Raw genomic sequence first — 19670 nt, forward strand, 5'->3', positions numbered from 1 at the left:
CGGCGCTTGCCCCCCCTTAGCGCTGCGCGGTCATCGCGTCTGGAAACAATGCCCTGACCACCGCCTCTGGCAGCTTGCCACGGTAGATGGCAGTCACGTGCTCACCGCGCTGTTGTTGTTGCAGGTGGGCTGCCACCCCCTCAAAGCGTTGCGCCGGGGTTTTCAGGTGGGCCGCTAACAAGTTGCCCACTTGGTTGTAGTGAAAGTGGGCGTACCACAGCGGTTGGTCGTGTTCGTCGTTGATCTGCGCTTCGCGCAATACGTTCCCCTCCTCCTTGCGCTTGAGCGTTTTGGCGTGTGAAAGCGGCAATATTTTGACCTTGCCTTTCCCGTGCAGGTATTCAAGCGCTTGAGCGGTGGGCTTGCCGCGCAGGTACGTCTCGATACGCAAGCGCTGGCCTTCCGCCCGCAGTTGCGCCGCCGCCCCGTTCAAGCGCACGCCCAGGCGCTCGGCGGAGCCTGCTTCAGTGGTAAGGTCGGTTTGGTTCTGCCGGGCCACCCATTGGTCTATCCTGGCCGCCAGCCTTTCTAGCGTTTGCGCAGGCCCAGTCAGTAATTCCTCCATCTCAATGGCGATACGTTCGCCGCTCAGCCAGCGCCTGGCCTTGGCGGTCAACGCAGGCACCTCGGCCAACCGCTGTTCGGCTTGGCGGGCCAGCTCGTTCAGCGTGCGCTGGCCTGAATCGATTTCCAGCGCCCTCATCGGCTCGATCAGCTCCAGCGATTTAAGGATGGTAACGGCATCGGTTGGCTTAGCGGCAGCACCCTGCTCTGGCTCATTCGGCCGTACCGCCAAAGACGACGATGGCCCGGGCCTGTCACTGGGCTGGGCGCGGTGGCCGGCCCGGTACTGGCGCCGCTTGCTCTTTTGCTTGGCTTTGCGCAAGCGGCGGCGTTCACGCACATCTTCCTGCAGTACGTCTTCCAGTTCTCTTTCCACCTCAGTGCGCAACGCCTCGGCTTCCTGGATAATTTTGCTCAGGTACGTGTTGCCGGCCAATGAAGGTTGCCCTTCGCACATAAACGCCAGGCCGTCGCGAACCGCGGTCAGTTCCAAGGCAACGGTATCCAGGGTTGCCGCCGATTGGGACCAGGTGGCAGGCGCAGGTTGAACGCTGCCCACCGAACGCGCCGCGATCCCATCCAGCGCAAGGTCGAATGAGCCCAATGCGCGCTGGGCTTGCGGTAAGTACCCCGCCAGGTCCACCCCTGCCTCGGGCAGCGCATCGGTGACCTCACGCAAAGCCAAAGTGCCCCAAGCGCGCAAACGGGAGATACGCCAATCCAGCGCAGAGGGGATCTCGGCGAACTGCGGCAATAACGTGCGCCGATGCTTCACGCCTTCGCCGGGTATTTCCCCGAGCGCCTCTATGGTTTCATCCATGCGATGGTTCAGTTCGACCAACTCACTCATCCATTGGCTAACCGTTCGCAAGTACTCAAGGTAGCTGTCGTCATTGATTTGTTCGCGCGCGCCCTCGGCCAAGCCCCGGCGCCGGCGGAAGGTTTGCTCGATGATCTGCAACTGGCGGTTGCGGGCCAGGTCCACCAGCAGTGAAGCTTCAATGTGCCGCGCCGCCGCCACGCGCGAGGCGTAATTAGGCACCGCGGCATGCCGGTTTACCTGCTCTAACGCCTGGCGGATCTCAACGGCTTCGGTCACCAGCCCAGTGGCGGTCGCCTGGTAGTTATCGCGCAGCCGAATGGCTTCTTCGTAGCGATGCGGCCGGTCGCTTTTCAGCGTTGTTTCGATCAAGTTGAAGGTAAATAGCATTTTCTGGGACTGTGCGTTCGAACGCTTCAGCCAGTCGTTGAATTGCCTGTTCACCTCATTCACCCGCGGGTCGCTGGCAGGTCTGCGCACCTGCCCTCCGCGTAAACGCAGGCCCAGGTCAAGCTGGAATCGGCCCGCTTCATCGCGTCGTATAGGTGGGCCCCGCCGCTCCGGTGCGGCGGGGTCGACAATGAACATGTCTTCACTGTCAGCCACCAGGGCCACTTCGAACCAGCCCTGCGGCAGCGCCGCCAAGAAACGATCGCCCGCCAGTACCAGCCCGCGCGCGGGCCCGAATGGCACGGGGCTGCCTACGTTATTGGGCGCATCCACCCGCAAGGCGAGCAGCGCGTTGTACACTTTAGGGGCCAATTGCCCCCGGGGGCTTGCCCAGTTCAGCTCAAGCGGGCCTGAATCCAGAACGCGGGGCACCGTTTGCTCCGCGCCGTGGTCCGTGGTGCCCAACCGCGGCCGTAGCGCACCGGGCAATACCGACTCGGCGGCTGCTTCAGTGGCCGCGCGCGCGGGTGGAAGGGCCCACGCACCGGGCAGCTTGAGTGCCTCGGCGAAAAGATAAAATGCCAAATTGAACAGTAATTCGTTGAAGGCCGCTTCGGCTTGTTGCGGCTGCTGGCCGGCTTGAGCCTCGAACACCTCATTGAGGGCTTCGAATGCCTGCAACATCCAACCGGCGGTCGCGACCGGGCCGCTCAACACCGGTAGCAAACCGTTGAACACCACCCAGCCCAATGCCTTGTACGACACCCAGCGGTTCTCTGCATTGGACACCGAGCGGCGGTCGGCCACGGTGATCAACGCAGCCACACATTCATCATATACGGCCTCGCCCCACTGCTGCGTGATGGGTTGCTCTCGCAGCGTCGCAGGCCCCGGCACGTTCAGGGGGGCGAACTCATTGCCTTGGCCGAAGCGTATGATGTGAGGCTGGTCCAAGCCACCACCGCTGTAACGCGCACGGACCGCATCCGGTAACCACGCGAGCATGAAGCCCTGCAAGTCACCTTCTTCGCGCAGTGCCTGGTCCAGTGCCTGCTGCGAGGCGAACCCGCGCAGTACGGTGCGATCCAGCGGCGTATAGAGCACCCTGGGGCCATCGCGGCCGTCACGGGGGGCAATCACATACACCGCGCGCACCACATCCAACGGTAACTGCGGGCCCGCTTGCCAAGCCAGGCGGAACAGCGCCGCGGGCATGTCGCACGCAGCCACATCAGCAACGGCATGGCGAACCAGGCGCACCGTATCGTTGGTCAGGCCATTTTGGCCTTTTAGCTTTAGCTCCAGCGCTATGAGCGGCAGTTGAATCTGCAACTGATGGATAAACGCCGAACGCCGCGCTGCGACGCCCGGCCCCTGGCCCGTCAACTGGCTCTGGAGCAGGGCGAGGTAGTTGCGGCCAATGTCGACCGCGGTCACCAGCCGCTGCACATAGGCCGCATTACACCAAGCCGGCAACACGGTGCCATGGGCGGCGGCAACGCTCAATTGCCCTGGTGGGCGGCCAGCCAGGTTGTCGATGGCTAGTTCCACCACGCTGATACGTTGCTCTTGGACGGTGAAATCGCCCGCATTGACGATGCCGAGCAGTGCATTGGGTACCCTGGACAATACGATCTCGATATCTTCTACCGCCGGCAGCACCTGGTCGGGTTGGTCGGCGCGCATCTGCTCGCTCAAGCGCTCAGCGGTAAACGCCTCGATAGTCCCAATGCCATTAAACAGCACCGAGGTCGAAAAGGCCGCTGGGCTCACGGCCAGCCTGCCCAAGCCTTCGGCGTAGCGGCGTTTGTCGGCATCCGAAGCGTTGGCCAGCCACGCCGGCAATTGCTCTTTTATGCGTTTGGCATCGCGTTTTTCGCGCACGCGGTCCACTTCGAGCATGCAGGTGATCAAGTCATAGATCAGGTCCAGCGAGGGAGCCTCTACCGACGTACCTTGGGTAAGGCGCCGTACCTGCGCCAGATGATCGAGCTGCTGCTCCAACAAGCGCCGCGCCATCGCATCGAAAGCATTGCCCAGCGGGGCTTCGATGGTCAATTCCGGCGCTTGCGTGAACACCTCGGCGTCCAACTGGTCGGCTATATGGCTGGCCAGTTGCTGGGAGGTCTCGAAACGCTTCAGGCCGGCAATGGGTGAGTAGGTCACCCAAGGGCCCTGGCCGTTCATGGCACCCGGTGCCGCCAGCGCCAGGCACGGCTCCATCATAGCCGGCAAAGGCAACATGGCCGTGCCCGTGCCGATGGCCAGAAAACCATCGGTGGCTGCTAATGCAGCGGCGTCGGCCGAGGGCGCCGCGGCGGCGGTCAATACGGCGGCCTCTGGCACGCTGAGCCGCCCCTCCCGCCGGGCCAGGTCCGTTTCATGCCGGGCGCTCTCACGCAGCGCCCGCCCCACCCACTCCCATAGGCTAATGCCCGTATGATCATGGGCGTTCCAAAAACTCACCAGGCTTTCACAGTAACGGCGGGTCAAGCCACGGCTTAATTCATCGACCCACCGCGTGACGTCATCCATTCGTATAGGCAATTTGCGCGGTCGCTCGGCCTCCGGCTGATCAGTGATAAATTGATATCCCTCAACGAAGTTGAGCGTTTGATCGTGTATATGTCGGTCTATCAACACCCAAGCCAAGCCACTGCAGTCATACCCCTGAAACACCTGGTGGTCTTCATCCTGGTAAATCGGGGTAACGAGCGTCAGATACTTGGGCTGCACGGAGGTACCGGGGTAGTCCACTGCATAAGCTTGGGCTATCAGTTGGTTGGCCAGATGATAAAGCGAGGGGCGTTTGACTAACCGCCGCGCCACGTCGCCAACGAGGCTTGCATGCAACGCTACCTCATTGAATACAGAAAGGGTCGTTTTCATAGGTGAGCTCGTGGGTTGGAAAAGCGCTATCCAACCCGAACCGCGCGCGGCGCCGGCGGTATACGTTTAAGGCGTTTAAGACGCCCCAGCAGCGCTGGCCTGTACACGAATTTTCAAGAAAAAAGTCGAAACTTATAAAGGCCATTCGGGGTCAGCTAAGGGGTAGGCCGCGACCGTTCTGGATCACGCCCTGCCCTCCCAATGAAAACCAGGACTGCCAACGGTCGGCCAGGGTGGCAAGTAAACTGTGCCTGCCCCTTGCATGGTGAAACGTGGACGAGGAACACACCCATAACGAATTGAGTATCGCCAGTTGTAACTTTAGCCCGGGAGAAAGTAATGATCAGTGCTGCTGTCGAAACCCATGGAGAGCGCTTCAACCAGCAGGCCAGCGAGGTGCACCCTATGCCGGCCATCACTTCGACGAGCAAGGTACTGCAGGGCGACCCAGCGACCCAGGCCAACCGTAAGCGCGTGCTATTCGTGACCTCCGAGATGGCCGAACTGGTCAAAAGCGGCGGCCTGGGCGACGTGTCCGCTGCGCTGCCACGGGCGATGGCACATGTACATGATGTACGGGTGCTGATCCCAGGTTACCCGCAGGTGGTCAACAGCGGCCACCCGATCCATACCGTGGGCGAGTTGGGGGGGTATGCCGCACTGCCGCCCTGCAAGATCGGCCGCATGGACATGCCTGATGGCCAGGTGATCTACGTGCTGCTGTGCCCAGAGCTATATGAGCGCGACGGCACCCCTTATGGCGCCAACAATGGCCGCGATTGGCCAGACAACCACATCCGCTTTGCCCGCTTGGGCATGGCGGCATGCGAGATCGCCGCAGGCCACGCAATGGTGCACTGGAAGCCCGATTTGGTGCACGCCCATGACTGGCCCGCGGGGCTGGCCCCGGCCTACATGCATTGGCGCGGGGTGAATGTGCCCACCTTGTTCACCATTCACAACCTCGCTTACCAAGGTACCGTGAGCTCGGCGTGCTGCCCAGAGCTGGGCATTCCCGAACAAGCGCTGCAACAAGAAGGCATGGAGTTCTACGGTAAGCTTTCGTTTCTCAAGGCAGGCCTGGCCTACTCCAGCCACATCACCACGGTCAGTGCTACGTACGCGCGGGAAATCACTACGCCCGAATTCGGTTGCGGGCTGGACGGTTTTCTCAGCAGCAAAGCCCACCAAGGCCTGCTTAGCGGCATCCCCAATGGTATCGACGAAAGTTGGGAAGCGGCCACCGACCCCCACTTGATTGCGCCGTTCAGCCTCAACGATTGGGACGGCAAGCGGGTAAATGCCGATTACGTGCGCCAGTTGTTCAACATCGACGACAGCGACGGGCCATTGTTCGCCGTGGTGTCGCGCTTGGTTTACCAGAAAGGCCTGGACCTTACCGCTGAGGTAACCGACTACATCATCGAGCAGGGCGGCCAGATGGTAATCATTGGCCGTGGTGAGCCGGAAGAAGAGCAAGCCATGCGCGAGCTTGCCCAGCGCCATCCCGGTAAGGTCGGGGTACGCATTGGCTTCAACGAAACCGATGCACGGCGCATGTTCGCCGGCAGTGACTTCTTGCTGATGCCCTCGCGCTACGAGCCGTGCGGCCTGAGCCAGATGTATGCGCAACGTTTCGGCTCGCTACCGGTGGCGCGCAACACCGGTGGGTTGGCCGACACCATTGAGGACGGCGTCACCGGTTTTCTGTTCAATGAGCCTAGTGTCGAGGCCTACCGGGAAGCCTTGCACCGCGCGTTCTACACGTTCGGCAAGCCAGACCTGCTCGGCGCCATGCGTTGCCGGGCAATGACCCAGCCGTTCAACTGGTCCCAAGCCGTGGAGCCCTACGCCGAGCTCTATGTAAAACTGGTGCAGCGCGCTGTCGCCCGGCAGGGCCGTTATTGACTGTGGGGAACGACGGGATGTCGCAAAACGAGAACTGGACCCACGGCGCGATTAGGCTGGACTCGGGGTTGACACGCTTTGCCTTGTGGGCGCCCGACGCGGACACCGCCAGCGTTGAATTCGAAAACGGGGTGTCGTGCCCCCTGTTACCGAAGCCGCAAGGCTGGTTCGTGATCGAAACCCACTGCCCCGTAGGCAGCGCCTACCGTTATGAGGTCAGCACCGCTGCGCTCGGCAAGCCATTGCAGGTACCCGACCCCGCGGCCCGCGCCCAGCAAAGCGACGTGCATTCGCCCAGCGTGGTGGTGGACCCGGGCAGCTACCCATGGCGCCACACCCAGTGGACCGGCCGCCCCTGGCACGAAGCGATAATCTATGAAGTGCATGTGGGCGCCATGGGCGGCTTCGATGGCGTGCGTGCGCAACTGCCACGGTTGGCAGCGCTGGGCATCACCGCCATCGAGCTGATGCCCATTGGCGAATTCAGCGGTAACCGCAACTGGGGCTACGACGGCGTGCTGCCCTATGCGCCGGAAGCGTCTTACGGCAGCCCCGACCAACTCAAGCAATTGATCGATGCTGCCCATGGCCACGGCATTACGATGATCCTGGACGTGGTGTACAACCACTTCGGCCCCGACGGCAATTACCTTGGTGTATATGCTTCGGCTTTTTTTCGGGAAGACAAACACACCCCGTGGGGTGCGGCAATCGACTTTCGCCGGCCCCAGGTGCGCCAGTTCTTCATCGATAACGCGCTGATGTGGCTGTTCGAATACCGCTTCGACGGCCTGCGTTTCGACGCAGTGCATGCTATCGACTCTCCAGATTTCCTGCTGGAAATGGCCAAGCGCATTCGTGCCAGTACCCCTCACGGCCGGCACATTTACCTCACGCTGGAAAACGAACACAACCAGGCCAGCCTGCTTAAGCAAGGCTATGACGCGCAGTGGAATGACGACGGCCATAATGCCCTGCACGTATTGCTGACCGGCGAAACTGACCATTACTACGCCGACTACAAAGACGACACGACCGAAAAACTCGCCCGCTGCCTGGGCGAGGGATTCGTGTTCCAGGGCCATGTGAACCGCCATGGCCACGCCCGCGGCGAGCCCAGCTGGCAGTTGCCGCCACGGGCCTTCGTGTTGTTCTTGCAAAACCACGACCAGATCGGTAACCGGGCCTTCGGCGAACGCCTGGCCCGGCTGTGCCCGGCACCCGCGCTACGCGCAGCGACCACCTTGCTGCTGGCAAGCCCGATGATCCCGCTGATGTTCATGGGCGATGAATGGGCGGCCGAGCAACCCTTTCAGTTTTTCACCGACTTCCACGGTGACCTCGCCGAAGCGGTGCGCAATGGCCGGCGCTCGGAGTTCGCCGACTCCAGCGCGTTCAAAGACCCGGCGCTACGCGAGAAAATTCCCGACCCAAATGCGCTGAGCACCTTCGAGGCCTCCACCCCGGACTTCGCTGCATTCGGTGCCCAGCAACATGGCCCGTGGGTCAGCCTATACCGGGAGCTATTGACGCTACGCCGGCGCGAACTGTTCGCACGGCTGCCGGGCAGCCGCAGCCTGGGTTGCAAGGTTATCGGGCCAAAGGCAGTCAGCGCCCGCTGGCGCCTGGGCGACGGCAGCACCTGGCAAATCGATTTGAACCTGGATAGCCAACCATTGGAGGTGGCCTTGCCCTTCAGCCGCTACCGCCTATTCGACAGCCGGGAGCAGGCCGAGGGTTCGCCCGACCAACTGCCTGGCTATTGTGCGGTGGTCAGTTCGATCCCCGCCGACGCCTTGGAGATGCACTGAATGGCGTATGACGCATTGGAACAGTTGGCCAGTTTGGCCGGTATTGCAGTGGATTGGGCCGATGCCAATGGCCTACCCCAGCGCGTTCAGCCAGTGGTGTTGCAGCGTGTTCTGGCCGCACTGGGCCACCCTGCGGACAGCGACGAACACATCGCCCACAGCACACAAGCCCTGAAACAGGCGCAGCAGGGTAGCCAGCTACCACCGATGCTAACGGTGGACTACGGCCAGCCGCTGGCATTGGCCCGCTGGTGCGGCCCTGGCACGCCATGCCGGGTGTTGCAGGAGGATGGCGCACAGGTGGAGTTGCGCCTCGACGAGCAGGCGCAACTGCCCGGCATGCTGCCGGTTGGCTACCACCAAGTGGAAATCGACGGCCGCGACTTCACCATGGCCGTGGCACCGGCGCACTGCTACAGCGCCCAAGAAGTGGTAGGCAGTGACGCGCCCCGGCTGTGGGGGTTGGGCGCGCAATTGTATTCGCTACGCCGTCCCGGCGATGGCGGCTTCGGCGACATGCAAGCGCTGGAGGCGCTGGCCCGCGCCGCCGGCCAGCGTGGCGCCGACGCCTTGGCGATCAGCCCGATACACGCCATGTTCTCCAGCGACACCGAGCGCTACAGCCCCTATTCGCCCTCCAGCCGGCTGTTTCTCAACAGCCTATATGCTTCGCCTGCAAGCGTGCTGGGGGCAGATGCGGTGCGCAGCGCCATCGAACGCACCGGCCTGGGCCGCAGCTTGAGCGAACTCGAAAAACTCGACTTGGTTGATTGGCCAGCCGCTGCCGGGGCGAAGCAAGTGTTGCTGCGCAGCTTGTTCGATGAGTTCCAGGCCAATGACAGCCCGCTGCATGAGGACCTGCGGCAGTTCCGCCACACCGGCGGCCAGGCGCTGGAAAACCATTGCCGGTTCGAAGCCCTACAAGCCGACCACGCCCGCCGTGGCCAACCCCAAGACTGGCGCCAATGGGCCGCGCCATTACGCGAACCGCGCAGTGAAGAGGTCGCCGCGTTTGCCCAGGAACATGCTGACGAAGTGGCTTATTACGCGTTTTGCCAATGGTTGATCGCGCGCAGCCTGGAGAACGCCCAACGCACCGCCAAGGCCAGCGGCATGCGCGTTGGGCTGGTGGCCGACCTGGCGGTGGGTGCAGACGGTGCTGGCAGCCAAGCCTGGGGCCGCCAGGACGAACTGCTGGCTTCGCTCACCGTGGGCGCGCCGCCCGATATTCTCAACCGCGCCGGGCAAAGTTGGGGCATCTCGGCGTTCTCCCCGCAGGGCCTGGTACGCCATGGCTACCGTGCGTTCATCGAGATGCTGCGGGCTAATTTCGCCCATGCCGGTGGCCTGCGTATCGACCATGTATTAGGGCTGAACCGGTTGTGGGTGATCCCCCAAGGCGACTCACCACGCGATGGCGCCTACCTGCATTACCCGCTGGATGACATGCTGCGCTTGTTGGCGTTGGAATCCCAACGCCACCGCGCGATCGTGCTGGGGGAAGACCTTGGTACCGTGCCGGAGGGCCTTCGCGAAAAACTCGCGGCGCGCCGTATCCTCGGGATGCGCGTATTGCTGTTCGAGCAGCACCACACCGGGCAGTTCAAACGCCTCGAAGAATGGCCGGACAACGCCCTGGCCACCAGCACCACCCACGACCTTGCACCGCTCAAAGGCTGGTGGCGGGCCAACGACATCGACTGGAGCCACCGCCTGGGCTTGATCGACGACACCGTCGAGCGCGACTGGCGGCAAAGCCGCGAATTGGAGCGCCAAGGCCTGCGCCAGGCCTTGGCCCAGGACGAACAGACCTTTCAAGAAGACCTTCACACCCCCGAGGGCGACGAAGCCGACCCGATAATCGACGCCAGCGTGCGTTTTCTTGGGCACACCCGTGCGCCGCTGGTGCTGTTGCCCGTCGAAGACGCCCTTGGCTTGGTCGAGGCGCCCAACCTGCCCGGTACGGTAGACACCCACCCCAATTGGCGCCGCCGCCTGCCTTTGCCCTGCGAGGTATTACTGGACGACCCCCATGCCGCGCGGCGCTTGGAACTGCTCGCCGCCGCACGGCAACAAGCCCAAGAGCGTGATCGATGAAAGCACTGAGCGCCACCCTACGGCTGCAATTTCACAAAGGTTTTACGTTAGATGATGCCGTACCCTTGGTGCCCTATTTCGACCGCCTCGGCATCAGCCACGTGTACGCCTCGCCCATCCTCAAGGCGCGGCCTGGTTCCATGCACGGCTACGACGTGGTCGACCCTACGCAGGTCAACCCGGAGCTTGGCGGCGAAGCCGCCCTGCGCCGCTTGGTCGCGGCACTACGGGAACACGGCATGGGGTTCATCCTGGACATCGTGTCCAACCATATGGCCGTCGGCGGCCCACACAACCCGTGGTGGTTGGCGCTATTGGAATGGGGCCAGCGCAGTCGCTACGCAAAGTTTTTCGACATCCAGTGGCACTCGCCCGACCCGTTGCTCGAGGGGCTATTGCTGGTCCCCTTCCTCGGCAATGACTATGGCAAGGCCCTGCAGGATGGAGAGCTACCGCTGCGGTTCGATGCGGACACCGGCGGGTTCTATGTAGAGCATTATGAGCACCGTTTCCCGATTTGCCCGCCAGGCTATGCTGACCTGCTGGCGGCCACCGGCGAACCCACCCTGTTGGCACTGGCTGGCCGTTTCGCCGATTTGACCCACGCGGCGGACGCACCAGCCCGCGCCGAGGGGCTACGCACCGAATTGGCGGCGCTAGTGCGTGACCCCGCCATAAGCAGCGCGCTGGCCACGGTTTTGAAACAGTACGATGGGCGCGACCCTGCCGGGCTTCAGCGGCTGCATCAATTGCTGGAGAAGCAGCATTACCGCTTGGCCAGTTGGCGCACCGCTGCGGATGACATCAACTGGCGGCGCTTTTTCGACATCAATGAATTGGGCGGGCTACGGGTCGAGCGTAGCGAAGTGTTCGAAGCCACCCATGGCAAAATCTTCGAGCTGGTAGCCCAGGGTCTAGTCGACGGTTTGCGCATCGACCATATCGACGGCCTGGCCGACCCGCATGGTTATTGCCGCAAGCTTCGCCGGCGCGTCGAGCGGCTGTTGCCGGCAAGGCCAGCAGGCACAGAGCTTGGCCATTTTCCCATTTATGTGGAGAAGATTCTGGGCCAGGGCGAGCACCTGCATACCGACTGGGGTGTAGACGGCACTACCGGCTATGAATTCATGAACCAAGTGTCGCTACTGCAGCATGACCCGCGCGGGCAGGCGCCGTTGGCCCAATGCTGGGCGCGCACCAGCGGCCGCCCTGCCGACTTCATGGAAGAAGCCCGCGCCGCCCGTGAAATGGTCTTGGCAGGCACGCTGGCCGGTGATTTTGAAGCCGTCGCGCAGATGCTGCTTCGGGTCGCGCGCAACGACCTGATGAGCCGCGACCTCACCCTTGGCGCCATTCGCCGCGCTCTGCAAGCGCTGATCGTGCATTTCCCGGTGTACCGCACTTACATCAATGCTTGCGGGCGCCCGGTCGCCGACGAGCCATTCTTCCAGCAGGCCCTGGAAGGCGCCCGGGCCAGCATCAACGAAGGTGATTGGCCGGTGCTCGACTACTTGGCGCAGTGGCTCGGCGGCCAACCGTGGCGCAAATTAGGCCCGGGCAGTGCGCGGCGCACGTTGCGCCACGCTTGCACGCGCTTTCAGCAACTGACTTCGCCGGCCGCGGCCAAGGCGGTGGAAGATACCGCGTTCTACCGCAGCGCTGTATTGCTTTCGCGAAACGACGTGGGCTTCGACCCACAAGTGTTCAGCGCCCCAGCCGAAGCCTTCCACGCCGCCTGCTTGGAGCGCCACCGGCATTTTCCAGGTAACCTGCTGACCACGGCCACCCATGACCACAAACGCGGTGAAGACAGCCGCGCGCGGCTGGCCGTGCTCAGTGAGCGTGGGCCGTGGTACAGCGCACTGCTCACCCATTGGCAAGCCTTGGCAACGCCCCTTCGCAGTGAGCAGGAAGGCACCACGGTACCCACCGGTGGCGACGAGGCCATGCTCTACCAAGCGCTGCTCGGCAGTTGGCCTTTGGGCTTAACGCCTGATGACGATGAGGGCTTGGCCGCCTATTGCGAGCGGATGCTGCAATGGCAGCAGAAGGCCCTGCGCGAAGCCAAGTTGTTAAGCAGTTGGAGTGCACCCAACGAGGCTTATGAACAAGGCTGCCGGGATTATCTCAGCCAGTTGCTCACCTCGCCCCATGCCCTGGACCTGCGCCAGTCTATTGCATCGGCCGTGAACCTGATCGCACCCGCTGGCGCGCTGAACAGCTTGGCACAATGCCTGCTACGCATGACCGCGCCGGGCGTTCCAGACCTTTACCAAGGTGCCGAGTACTGGGATTTCAGCCTGGTCGACCCGGATAACCGCCGCCCCGTGGACTACACTGCTCGAAGCGTGAGCCTGGGGCAGGCGCCGAACGATCCAGCAGCACTGATCGGGCGCTGGGACAATGGGCAGATCAAGCAGGCGTTGATCGCCCGTGTATTGAACCTGCGCCGGTCACACGCACAACTGTTTACGCAGGGGGATTACCAACCATTGGAAGTCGCGGGGGAGCATGCGGGCAACGTGCTCGCCTTTGCCCGCAGTTGGCAAGGGCAAAGGGCGATCGTAATCGTGCCCCGGTTGTACAGCGAGGGCCTAGGCGATAGCCGCCAGCCACTGATCGAAAGCGATAAATGGGGAGATACCCATATCAAGCTGCCTCTGAGCCCTGCCCTGCCCACGACGTTGAAGGGACTTTTTTCGGACCTTGCAGTCACAGCAAATGCTACCGTGCCGATTGCCGAGGCCCTGAAGGAGTTTCCCGTCAATCTCTACCTACAAAGTGACTTGTGATTAGGAGCGTTGAAATGAGTGTGAGCGATAAGCGCATCGAAGAATTCGCCTACTACCTTTGGGAGTCAGAGGGGCGGCCGGAAGGTAAGCATTTGGAGCACTGGCAGAAAGCGCACAAGCTGGCCGAGGCCGAAGCCCTGGCACCGGCGAAATTACCCAGGAACGCCCCGAAAAAACCCAAAGACGCGGTAGCCGCGGAGGCCGCATCCAAGCCTGCGGCCAAGAAGGCCGCAGTGCCGAAAAAACCCGCGGCGGCCAAACCCGCGGCGGCAGCGAAACCCGCCGCTAAACCTGCAGCGGTGAGCAAACCTGCAGCGGAGAAAAAACCCCGCACACCGAAAAAACCCGCTGCTACGTGACGCCTGCTGGCCGCCACCCGGCGGCCCGTTCGCTTCACCGCCCGTAAGCCCAGCCGGGGCCAAGGCCCGGCCGGTTGCGCCGGTTGCTCACAGGTTAATACAGCATTATTGGTAGCTACCAAGGATTTGCCATGCCCCGGTCAACGAAAACTGAAGCCCTGCCCCTGCCACAACCTTCTCGCATCCGCGAAGGCCAGCCATTCCCCTTGGGTGCCACCTGGGATGGCTTGGGCGTTAACTTTGCGCTGTTCTCAGCCCATGCCACGAAAGTCGAGCTGTGTTTGTTCGACGACGACGGCAAGGAAGAACTCGAGCGCATCGAACTGCCGGAATATACCGACGAGATTTTCCACGGTTACTTGCCTGACGCCCACCCGGGCATGGTCTATGGCTACCGCGTCCATGGGCCATATGACCCCTTGAACGGCCACCGTTTCAACCACAACAAACTGCTGATCGACCCCTATGCCAAGCAGCTCGTGGGCGAGCTGAAATGGTCCGAGGCGTTGTTTGGCTACACCATCGGCCACGCCGACGACGACTTGAGTTTCGATGAGCGCGACAGTGCGCCCTTCGTGCCCAAGAGCAAGATCATCGACCCAGCCTTTACCTGGGGCCGCGACCAACAGCTGCAAACCCCTTGGGATAAAACGATCATTTATGAAGCGCACGCCCGTGGCATGACCATGCGCCACCCGGCGGTGCCAGAGGCGGTCAAGGGCACCTTCGCGGGCTTGGTGCACCCAGCGGTAGTCGCCCACCTCAAGCAGCTGGGTATCTCAGCCATCGAGTTGTTGCCGGTTCATGCGTTTGTGAACGACCAGCACCTGCTCGAAAAAAACCTCGGCAACTACTGGGGCTACAACAGCATCGCGTTCTTTGCCCCGCACGCCCGTTACCTGGCCAGCGGCAAGATCGCCGAATTCAAGGAAATGGTTGCGCGCCTGCACCACGCCGGCCTTGAGGTGATCCTCGATGTGGTCTACAACCACACCGCCGAGGGCAACGAGCGCGGCCCGACCTTATCGATGCGAGGCATCGACAACGCCTCTTACTACCGGCTAATGCCAGACAACAAGCGCTTTTACATTAACGATTCGGGCACCGGCAACACCCTGGACCTAAGCCACCCCTGCGTACTGCAAATGGTGACCGACTCGCTGCGTTACTGGGCCACCGAGATGCATGTGGATGGCTTTCGCTTCGACCTGGCGACCATCCTGGGCCGCTACCATGATGGTTTCAGCGAGCGCCACAGTTTCCTTACCGCCTGCCGCCAAGACCCTGTGCTGCGCTCGGTCAAGCTGATCGCCGAGCCTTGGGACTGCGGCCCGGGCGGCTACCAGGTCGGCGGTTTCGCACCGGGCTGGGCAGAGTGGAACGACCGCTACCGCGACAATGTACGGGCCTTTTGGAAGGGCGACGATGGTAAGCTGGCCGAATTCGCCACCCGCCTGACCGGCTCGGGGGACACCTTCAACCAGCGTGGCCGGCGGCCGCACACCTCGGTGAACTTCGTGACCGCGCACGATGGCTTCACCCTCAGGGATCTGGTGTCGTACAACCAGAAACACAACGAGGCCAACGACGAGGACAACCGCGACGGCAGCGACAACAATATCTCCTGGAACTGCGGTGTCGAAGGCGAAACCGACGATCGCGATATCATCGACCTGCGCCTGCGGCAGATGCGTAACTTTTTCAGCACCCTGTTGTTCAGCCAAGGCACGCCGATGATCGTGGCCGGCGACGAATTCGCGCGTACCCAAGGCGGCAATAACAACGCCTATTGCCAAGACAGCGAAGTGGGTTGGATCAACTGGCAAATGAATGACGACGGCGCCGCGCTGCTCAAGTTCGTCCAGCGCCTGATTCGCTTGCGCTTGGCGTACCCGATCCTGCGGCGTAACCGCTTTTTGGTGGGCACCTATAACGAAGACATCGGCGTCAAGGACGTTACCTGGCTGGACCCCGCCGGTAATGAAATGAACGACGAGCAGTGGCAAGACCCCCACGGCAAGGCCTTGGCCATGGTGCTGGATGGCCGTGCGCAACCCACCGGCATTCGTAAGCGTGGCGACGATGCAACGCTGATGGTGATCGTCAACGCCCATCACGACGTGGTCAACTTTACCCTGCCGGAAGTGCCCGATGGCGACCATTGGGTTTGCCTGCTCGATACTAACCGCACCGACGCCGACACTAGCGAACAGCTCGCCTTCGGCCAGGAGTTCATGGTGACCGGGCGCTCATTCCTGCTGTTTGAACTGCGCCGGTAAGCCACGGCGGCACGCACGTTCAGCGCCTTGACACGCGCTAACGTGCCGGCTGCTGTCAACGGTGTTAATTCACGGCCAAGCACCCATGGCGCCGGCTCTATACCGGCTCTGGCGCTACCATCGCCAACTCTATCCCCAACTGCGCCACCCCGGCGGCGGCGCCTTCAGCGAGGCCGGTGTCGGTCACGATCAGGTCGAAATCGCCCAAGGGCGCGATCTTGTACATGCCGAAGGTGCCGTATTTACTGCTGGTGGCCACCAGCACCCGCTTCGATGCGCCGTCCATGGCTGCGCGCTTGACCGCGACCTTGGCCGCTGCGGGGGTGGTGATGCCACGCTGCAGGTCCCACGAGGCGGTGGACATGAACGCGATGTCGGTGGCAATGCGCGACAGCGTGGCGGCTGCCAATTCGCCGACGCCGGAGCGGTTGGGGTGGTCCAGTTGCCCACCGGTATGGATCACGTCCACCTCATCGGCGTCGGCCAGGGCCATCACAATGGAGAAGTCATTGGTGACCACGGTCATGCCGCTGAGCGCGCGGATGTGCGGGACCAACGCCAACGTGCTGGTCCCGGCGTCCAGGTACAGGGTCATGTTCGGGCGCAACAGGGTCGCCGCACGTTTGGCCATGGCATGCTTGTGCGGCATTTCGGCCACCGCCTTGCTTTGGTGGCTCGGTTCAGTGGCCACGGGGCTGGCGATGCGCACGCCCCCGGCCACCGAATAGGCGCGGCCTTCTTTTTCCAGCACGGCGATGTCGCGGCGGATGGTCATGTGCGAGCAACCGAACATGTCCACCAATTGATGCACGCTCAGTACTTGCTGGCGGCGCAACTGGCGCAGGATCATTTCACGGCGCTGATCCGGGATGATCGGCGTAGCGCTTTCGGCCGCCGTGCCCGCCGGTTCGATGAGTTCTTTCACACGTTCTCCGCTGAAGCGCCCCGCAGCCAACGCGGGGCGCCGGCCATGTTAGCCGATCACCGCCTCGATCAACAGCACCCCTGCCAGGCCGAGCACCGACTGCACGCACAGCATCAGCGTCCAGGTACGGAAGGTTTGCGCCACCGAGAGCTGGAAGTATTCCTTGAACAACCAGAACCCTGAGTCGTTGACGTGCGAGAGCATCACCGCGCCAGAAGCCGTTGCCAACACCAGCAACTCCGGCGACAACGCCGGGTGGGCCAGCGCCAGGGGCGCGACGATACCGGTGGCCGCTACAGTGGCGACCGTGGCCGAGCCCACACAAATACGCAGCAACGCGGCGATACCCCAGGCTAGAATCAGCGGGTTCACCGGCCAGCCAGAAGCGTGGTGGGTGATCACTTGGTCAAGGTCCACGGCGCTAAGCATTTGCTTGAAGCCACCGCCGGCGCCAAGGATCAACAAGATCGCCCCCAGGGGCGCGAGGCCCTTGTTGGCCATCTTGCCGACCTGCCCCAGGTTGAACCCCGAGCGCAGCCCCAAGGCGAAGAAGGCGAAGATCACCGCTGCCAACAGCGACAGAATCGGGTTGTTCAGCGCACCGAAGGCCCCGTAGGCCAGTGTGCCTTTGGCGCTGTAGGCCATGCCCAGGGTACCGATCAGCATCAGCCCCGGTGGCAGCAGTACCGACACAATGGCAGGCAATAGCCCCACTTCACCGGCATTGCCACCTTCTTCACGGGCCCCGACTGGCCCGGCAGAAAGGTCCGGCGCGGGGCCAAACCAGGGGGCTACCAGTTGGGTGAACACCGGCCCGGACAAGATTGCGGTAGGAATGGCGATCAGCAAGCCGTAGAAAATGGTCAGCCCGGTGTTGGCATGGAATGCAGCCACCGCCAGCATCGGCGCTGGGTGCGGCGGCAGCAAGCCATGGGAGGTGTACAGGCCGGCCGCCAACGGCAAGCCGATGTACAGCAAGTGGCTGTGGGTGCGCTTGGCCACCGTGTACACCAGCGGCGCAAGCATGATAAAGCTGACATCGAACAAGTGCGGCATGCCGATCAACAACGCAGCGGCGCACACTGCATAGGGCGCATATTGCACCGGCCGTTTGCCAATGAACGCATTGGCTATGCGGTCGGCCCCGCCTGAGCCCAGCAGGATACCGCCGAGCAACGTTCCCAAACCGATCACCGGGCCGGTTTTGGCCAGCGCCCCGCCAAAGCCTTTGGCGAATTGCTCGATCGTGTCATTGGCCCCTACCCCGGCCACCAAACCAAGGCCGATAGCCGCCAAGGTCAGCGCCAAGAAGGGGTTTAACTTAAGCCGGGTGATCAGCAGGATCAACACCACGATCGCACCGGCGGCCAGCGCGAGAGTAAGCAGTTCGTTATTCATATTGTTATGGAACCAAAGTCAGTCGAAAAGCGTGCGCCCGATCAGGGCGCACGGGGCATGCTCAGGCCGGTTGCAACCCTGCCTGCCAGGCCTGGCCCAAGTCGCTGGCATAGCCTTCTATGGCGCCCAGCATAAGCAACTCACCCGGGGCGATATCACGGGTGACGGTGGCGTGAGCGGCCAGGTACAGCGGCGCCACGCCGGCCGGTGCCTCGCTGGCGGGCAGCAGCACGGCTTGTACGCCCGTAACGTCATGGTGGTGGCCGCCCATGTGCAGCACGGTCCCGGCAGCGATCGCAGTGGTCGCCCGGCCGGCCAGGATCACGCATTGGCTTGGGCGGTCACTGCCCGAAGCGCGTTTATGCAGCACCGCGTTGAGCAGGGTGATCGGTGTTTCCACACCCATGAAGTGATACGGCAAGTACAAGCAGGCATAGCGGCGGTTGCGGCTAACCACATGGCCTTTCTGCGCCAACAGTTCCCAGGTTGGGCCGTCGGTGGTTCGCACCACCACGAACACACCACCGGCGAAACTGGCTTCATCAGGCAGGCGCAGCACATTGAACACGTCGATGATGCCGGGCTTTTGCACGATCCCGCCGTCCTCACGCAAGGCATAGACATCCGCCAGTTCCGCGGTGCGGGCGATGGGGTAATGCATCAATTCAACATCCGACACCAGCCCGGTGTTGGTGCCGACCACGCTCATTTCACAGTAATCGGCCGTGGCGCTGGTTTTGCGGCCTTGCAGTGCGGCCCGGCGTGCCGCCAGGGTGGCCGGGATGTTTTCGCCCAGCGCGAGCAGCCCGGCCAGCTTAGGGGCGGGGAAGGTTTGGTCCAACTGGGTGACTTGGCCAGTGCTGGGGTCGAAGATCAAGTCATATTCGCTGGATTTACCCGCAGCGATCACCTCCAAGCCCAATGTGCGCGCCCAACTCACCCAGCCGATCAGGTTGGCCGGCTGGTCGCCGTCGGCGGTGGTATAGACCACGCCGTGTTGGGCCGCCAGGCGCGACAGGGCTACACCCGCTACCGAGTCGACTTCCTTGCTGACCATGGCCACATGGCGACCGGCTTCGATGGCGCGCACCGCGCTACGGTAGCCGACCGCCGGGTTGCCGGTGGCCTCGACCAGAATGTCATAGCGTGTAGGGTCAAGCAGCGCGACATCGGCCACCAGCACAATGGCCTGCGCAGGCGCGGCAGCCACGGCGGCAGCGCTGTCGCATTCCACCAGTTGCTCGGCGGCGAACCCCAGATCCAGGCACAACGCGCGCAAGCCGGGTACATCCAGGTCGCAGAGAATGGCCGGCAGTAACCGCGGCAACAACCGGGTTTGCGCCAGCAGGGTTCGGGAAAACCCGCCCTTGGCACCGGTGAGTGCATAACGCACGCACGTGTCGGCAGGGTCAGCGAACAGCAATTGGAAATTCATGGT

General features: G+C 62.7%; 10 protein-coding genes. 6 read left to right on the forward strand and 4 right to left on the reverse strand.

Annotation, left to right across the window (positions count from 1 at the left end):
• Positions 1 to 16: 16 nt before the first annotated feature.
• Positions 17 to 4663, reverse strand: a complete 4647-nt coding sequence (locus tag HAQ05_RS21525; RefSeq protein WP_190424359.1) for a dermonecrotic toxin domain-containing protein — start codon at positions 4661 to 4663, stop codon at positions 17 to 19.
• A 405-nt stretch (positions 4664 to 5068) separates the two neighbouring features.
• On the opposite strand from HAQ05_RS21525, the gene glgA reads away from it, so the two are divergent.
• From glgA to glgX, 6 genes are all read left to right on the forward strand, one after another.
• The gene (glgA, locus tag HAQ05_RS21530; protein ID WP_420825789.1) at positions 5069 to 6571 is read left to right on the forward strand and encodes a glycogen synthase GlgA; all 1503 of its coding nucleotides are present in this window, start codon (positions 5069 to 5071) and stop codon (positions 6569 to 6571) included.
• A 17-nt stretch (positions 6572 to 6588) separates the two neighbouring features.
• Positions 6589 to 8382 carry a malto-oligosyltrehalose trehalohydrolase gene (gene treZ, locus HAQ05_RS21535; protein WP_190424363.1) on the forward strand — a complete coding sequence of 598 codons (1794 nt, stop codon included), beginning with the start codon at positions 6589 to 6591 and terminating at the stop codon, positions 8380 to 8382.
• Entirely contained in the window at positions 8383 to 10479 is a 2097-nt protein-coding gene (gene malQ, locus HAQ05_RS21540) for a 4-alpha-glucanotransferase (protein WP_190424365.1), read from the forward strand.
• Entirely contained in the window at positions 10476 to 13271 is a 2796-nt protein-coding gene (locus HAQ05_RS21545) for a malto-oligosyltrehalose synthase (RefSeq protein WP_190424366.1), read from the forward strand. Before malQ ends, HAQ05_RS21545 begins: the two co-directional genes overlap by 4 nt.
• Before the next feature lie 14 nt (positions 13272 to 13285).
• On the forward strand, positions 13286 to 13630 hold the full coding sequence (locus tag HAQ05_RS21550; RefSeq protein WP_190424369.1) for a DUF2934 domain-containing protein: 345 nt from the start codon (positions 13286 to 13288) through the stop codon (positions 13628 to 13630).
• A 131-nt stretch (positions 13631 to 13761) separates the two neighbouring features.
• Positions 13762 to 15909 carry a glycogen debranching protein GlgX gene (gene glgX, locus HAQ05_RS21555; RefSeq protein ID WP_190424370.1) on the forward strand — a complete coding sequence of 716 codons (2148 nt, stop codon included), beginning with the start codon at positions 13762 to 13764 and terminating at the stop codon, positions 15907 to 15909.
• A gap of 97 nt (positions 15910 to 16006) precedes the next feature.
• On the opposite strand, the gene HAQ05_RS21560 is transcribed toward glgX, so the two are convergent.
• The 3 genes from HAQ05_RS21560 to HAQ05_RS21570 form a co-directional block, all read right to left on the reverse strand.
• The gene (locus tag HAQ05_RS21560) at positions 16007 to 16759 is read right to left on the reverse strand and encodes a DeoR/GlpR family DNA-binding transcription regulator (protein ID WP_190424429.1); all 753 of its coding nucleotides are present in this window, start codon (positions 16757 to 16759) and stop codon (positions 16007 to 16009) included.
• A gap of 123 nt (positions 16760 to 16882) precedes the next feature.
• On the reverse strand, positions 16883 to 18232 hold the full coding sequence (locus HAQ05_RS21565) for a GntT/GntP/DsdX family permease (RefSeq protein WP_190424390.1): 1350 nt from the start codon (positions 18230 to 18232) through the stop codon (positions 16883 to 16885).
• Positions 18233 to 18293: 61 nt separating this feature from the next.
• Positions 18294 to 19667 carry a homoserine dehydrogenase gene (locus HAQ05_RS21570; RefSeq protein ID WP_190424392.1) on the reverse strand — a complete coding sequence of 458 codons (1374 nt, stop codon included), beginning with the start codon at positions 19665 to 19667 and terminating at the stop codon, positions 18294 to 18296.
• Between the last annotated feature and the right edge of the window lie 3 nt (positions 19668 to 19670).

Origin of the sequence: Pseudomonas typographi, from assembly GCF_014694385.1 — a bacterium.
In the GTDB taxonomy this organism is placed as follows: domain Bacteria; phylum Pseudomonadota; class Gammaproteobacteria; order Pseudomonadales; family Pseudomonadaceae; genus Aquipseudomonas; species Aquipseudomonas typographi.

What these genes read in the sequence shown, in the direction of transcription:
- treZ (WP_190424363.1), top strand. Translation starts at nt 6,589, where the DNA reads ATGTCGCAAAACGAGAACTGGACCCACGGCGCGATTAGGCTGGACTCG.
- HAQ05_RS21550 (WP_190424369.1), top strand. Translation starts at nt 13,286, where the DNA reads ATGAGTGTGAGCGATAAGCGCATCGAAGAATTCGCCTACTACCTTTGG.
- HAQ05_RS21545 (WP_190424366.1), top strand. Translation starts at nt 10,476, where the DNA reads ATGAAAGCACTGAGCGCCACCCTACGGCTGCAATTTCACAAAGGTTTT.
- glgA (WP_420825789.1), top strand. Translation starts at nt 5,069, where the DNA reads ATGCCGGCCATCACTTCGACGAGCAAGGTACTGCAGGGCGACCCAGCG.
- HAQ05_RS21570 (WP_190424392.1), bottom strand. Translation starts at nt 19,667, where the DNA reads ATGAATTTCCAATTGCTGTTCGCTGACCCTGCCGACACGTGCGTGCGT.
- malQ (WP_190424365.1), top strand. Translation starts at nt 8,383, where the DNA reads ATGGCGTATGACGCATTGGAACAGTTGGCCAGTTTGGCCGGTATTGCA.
- glgX (WP_190424370.1), top strand. Translation starts at nt 13,762, where the DNA reads ATGCCCCGGTCAACGAAAACTGAAGCCCTGCCCCTGCCACAACCTTCT.
- HAQ05_RS21565 (WP_190424390.1), bottom strand. Translation starts at nt 18,232, where the DNA reads ATGAATAACGAACTGCTTACTCTCGCGCTGGCCGCCGGTGCGATCGTG.
- HAQ05_RS21525 (WP_190424359.1), bottom strand. Translation starts at nt 4,663, where the DNA reads ATGAAAACGACCCTTTCTGTATTCAATGAGGTAGCGTTGCATGCAAGC.
- HAQ05_RS21560 (WP_190424429.1), bottom strand. Translation starts at nt 16,759, where the DNA reads ATGATCCTGCGCCAGTTGCGCCGCCAGCAAGTACTGAGCGTGCATCAA.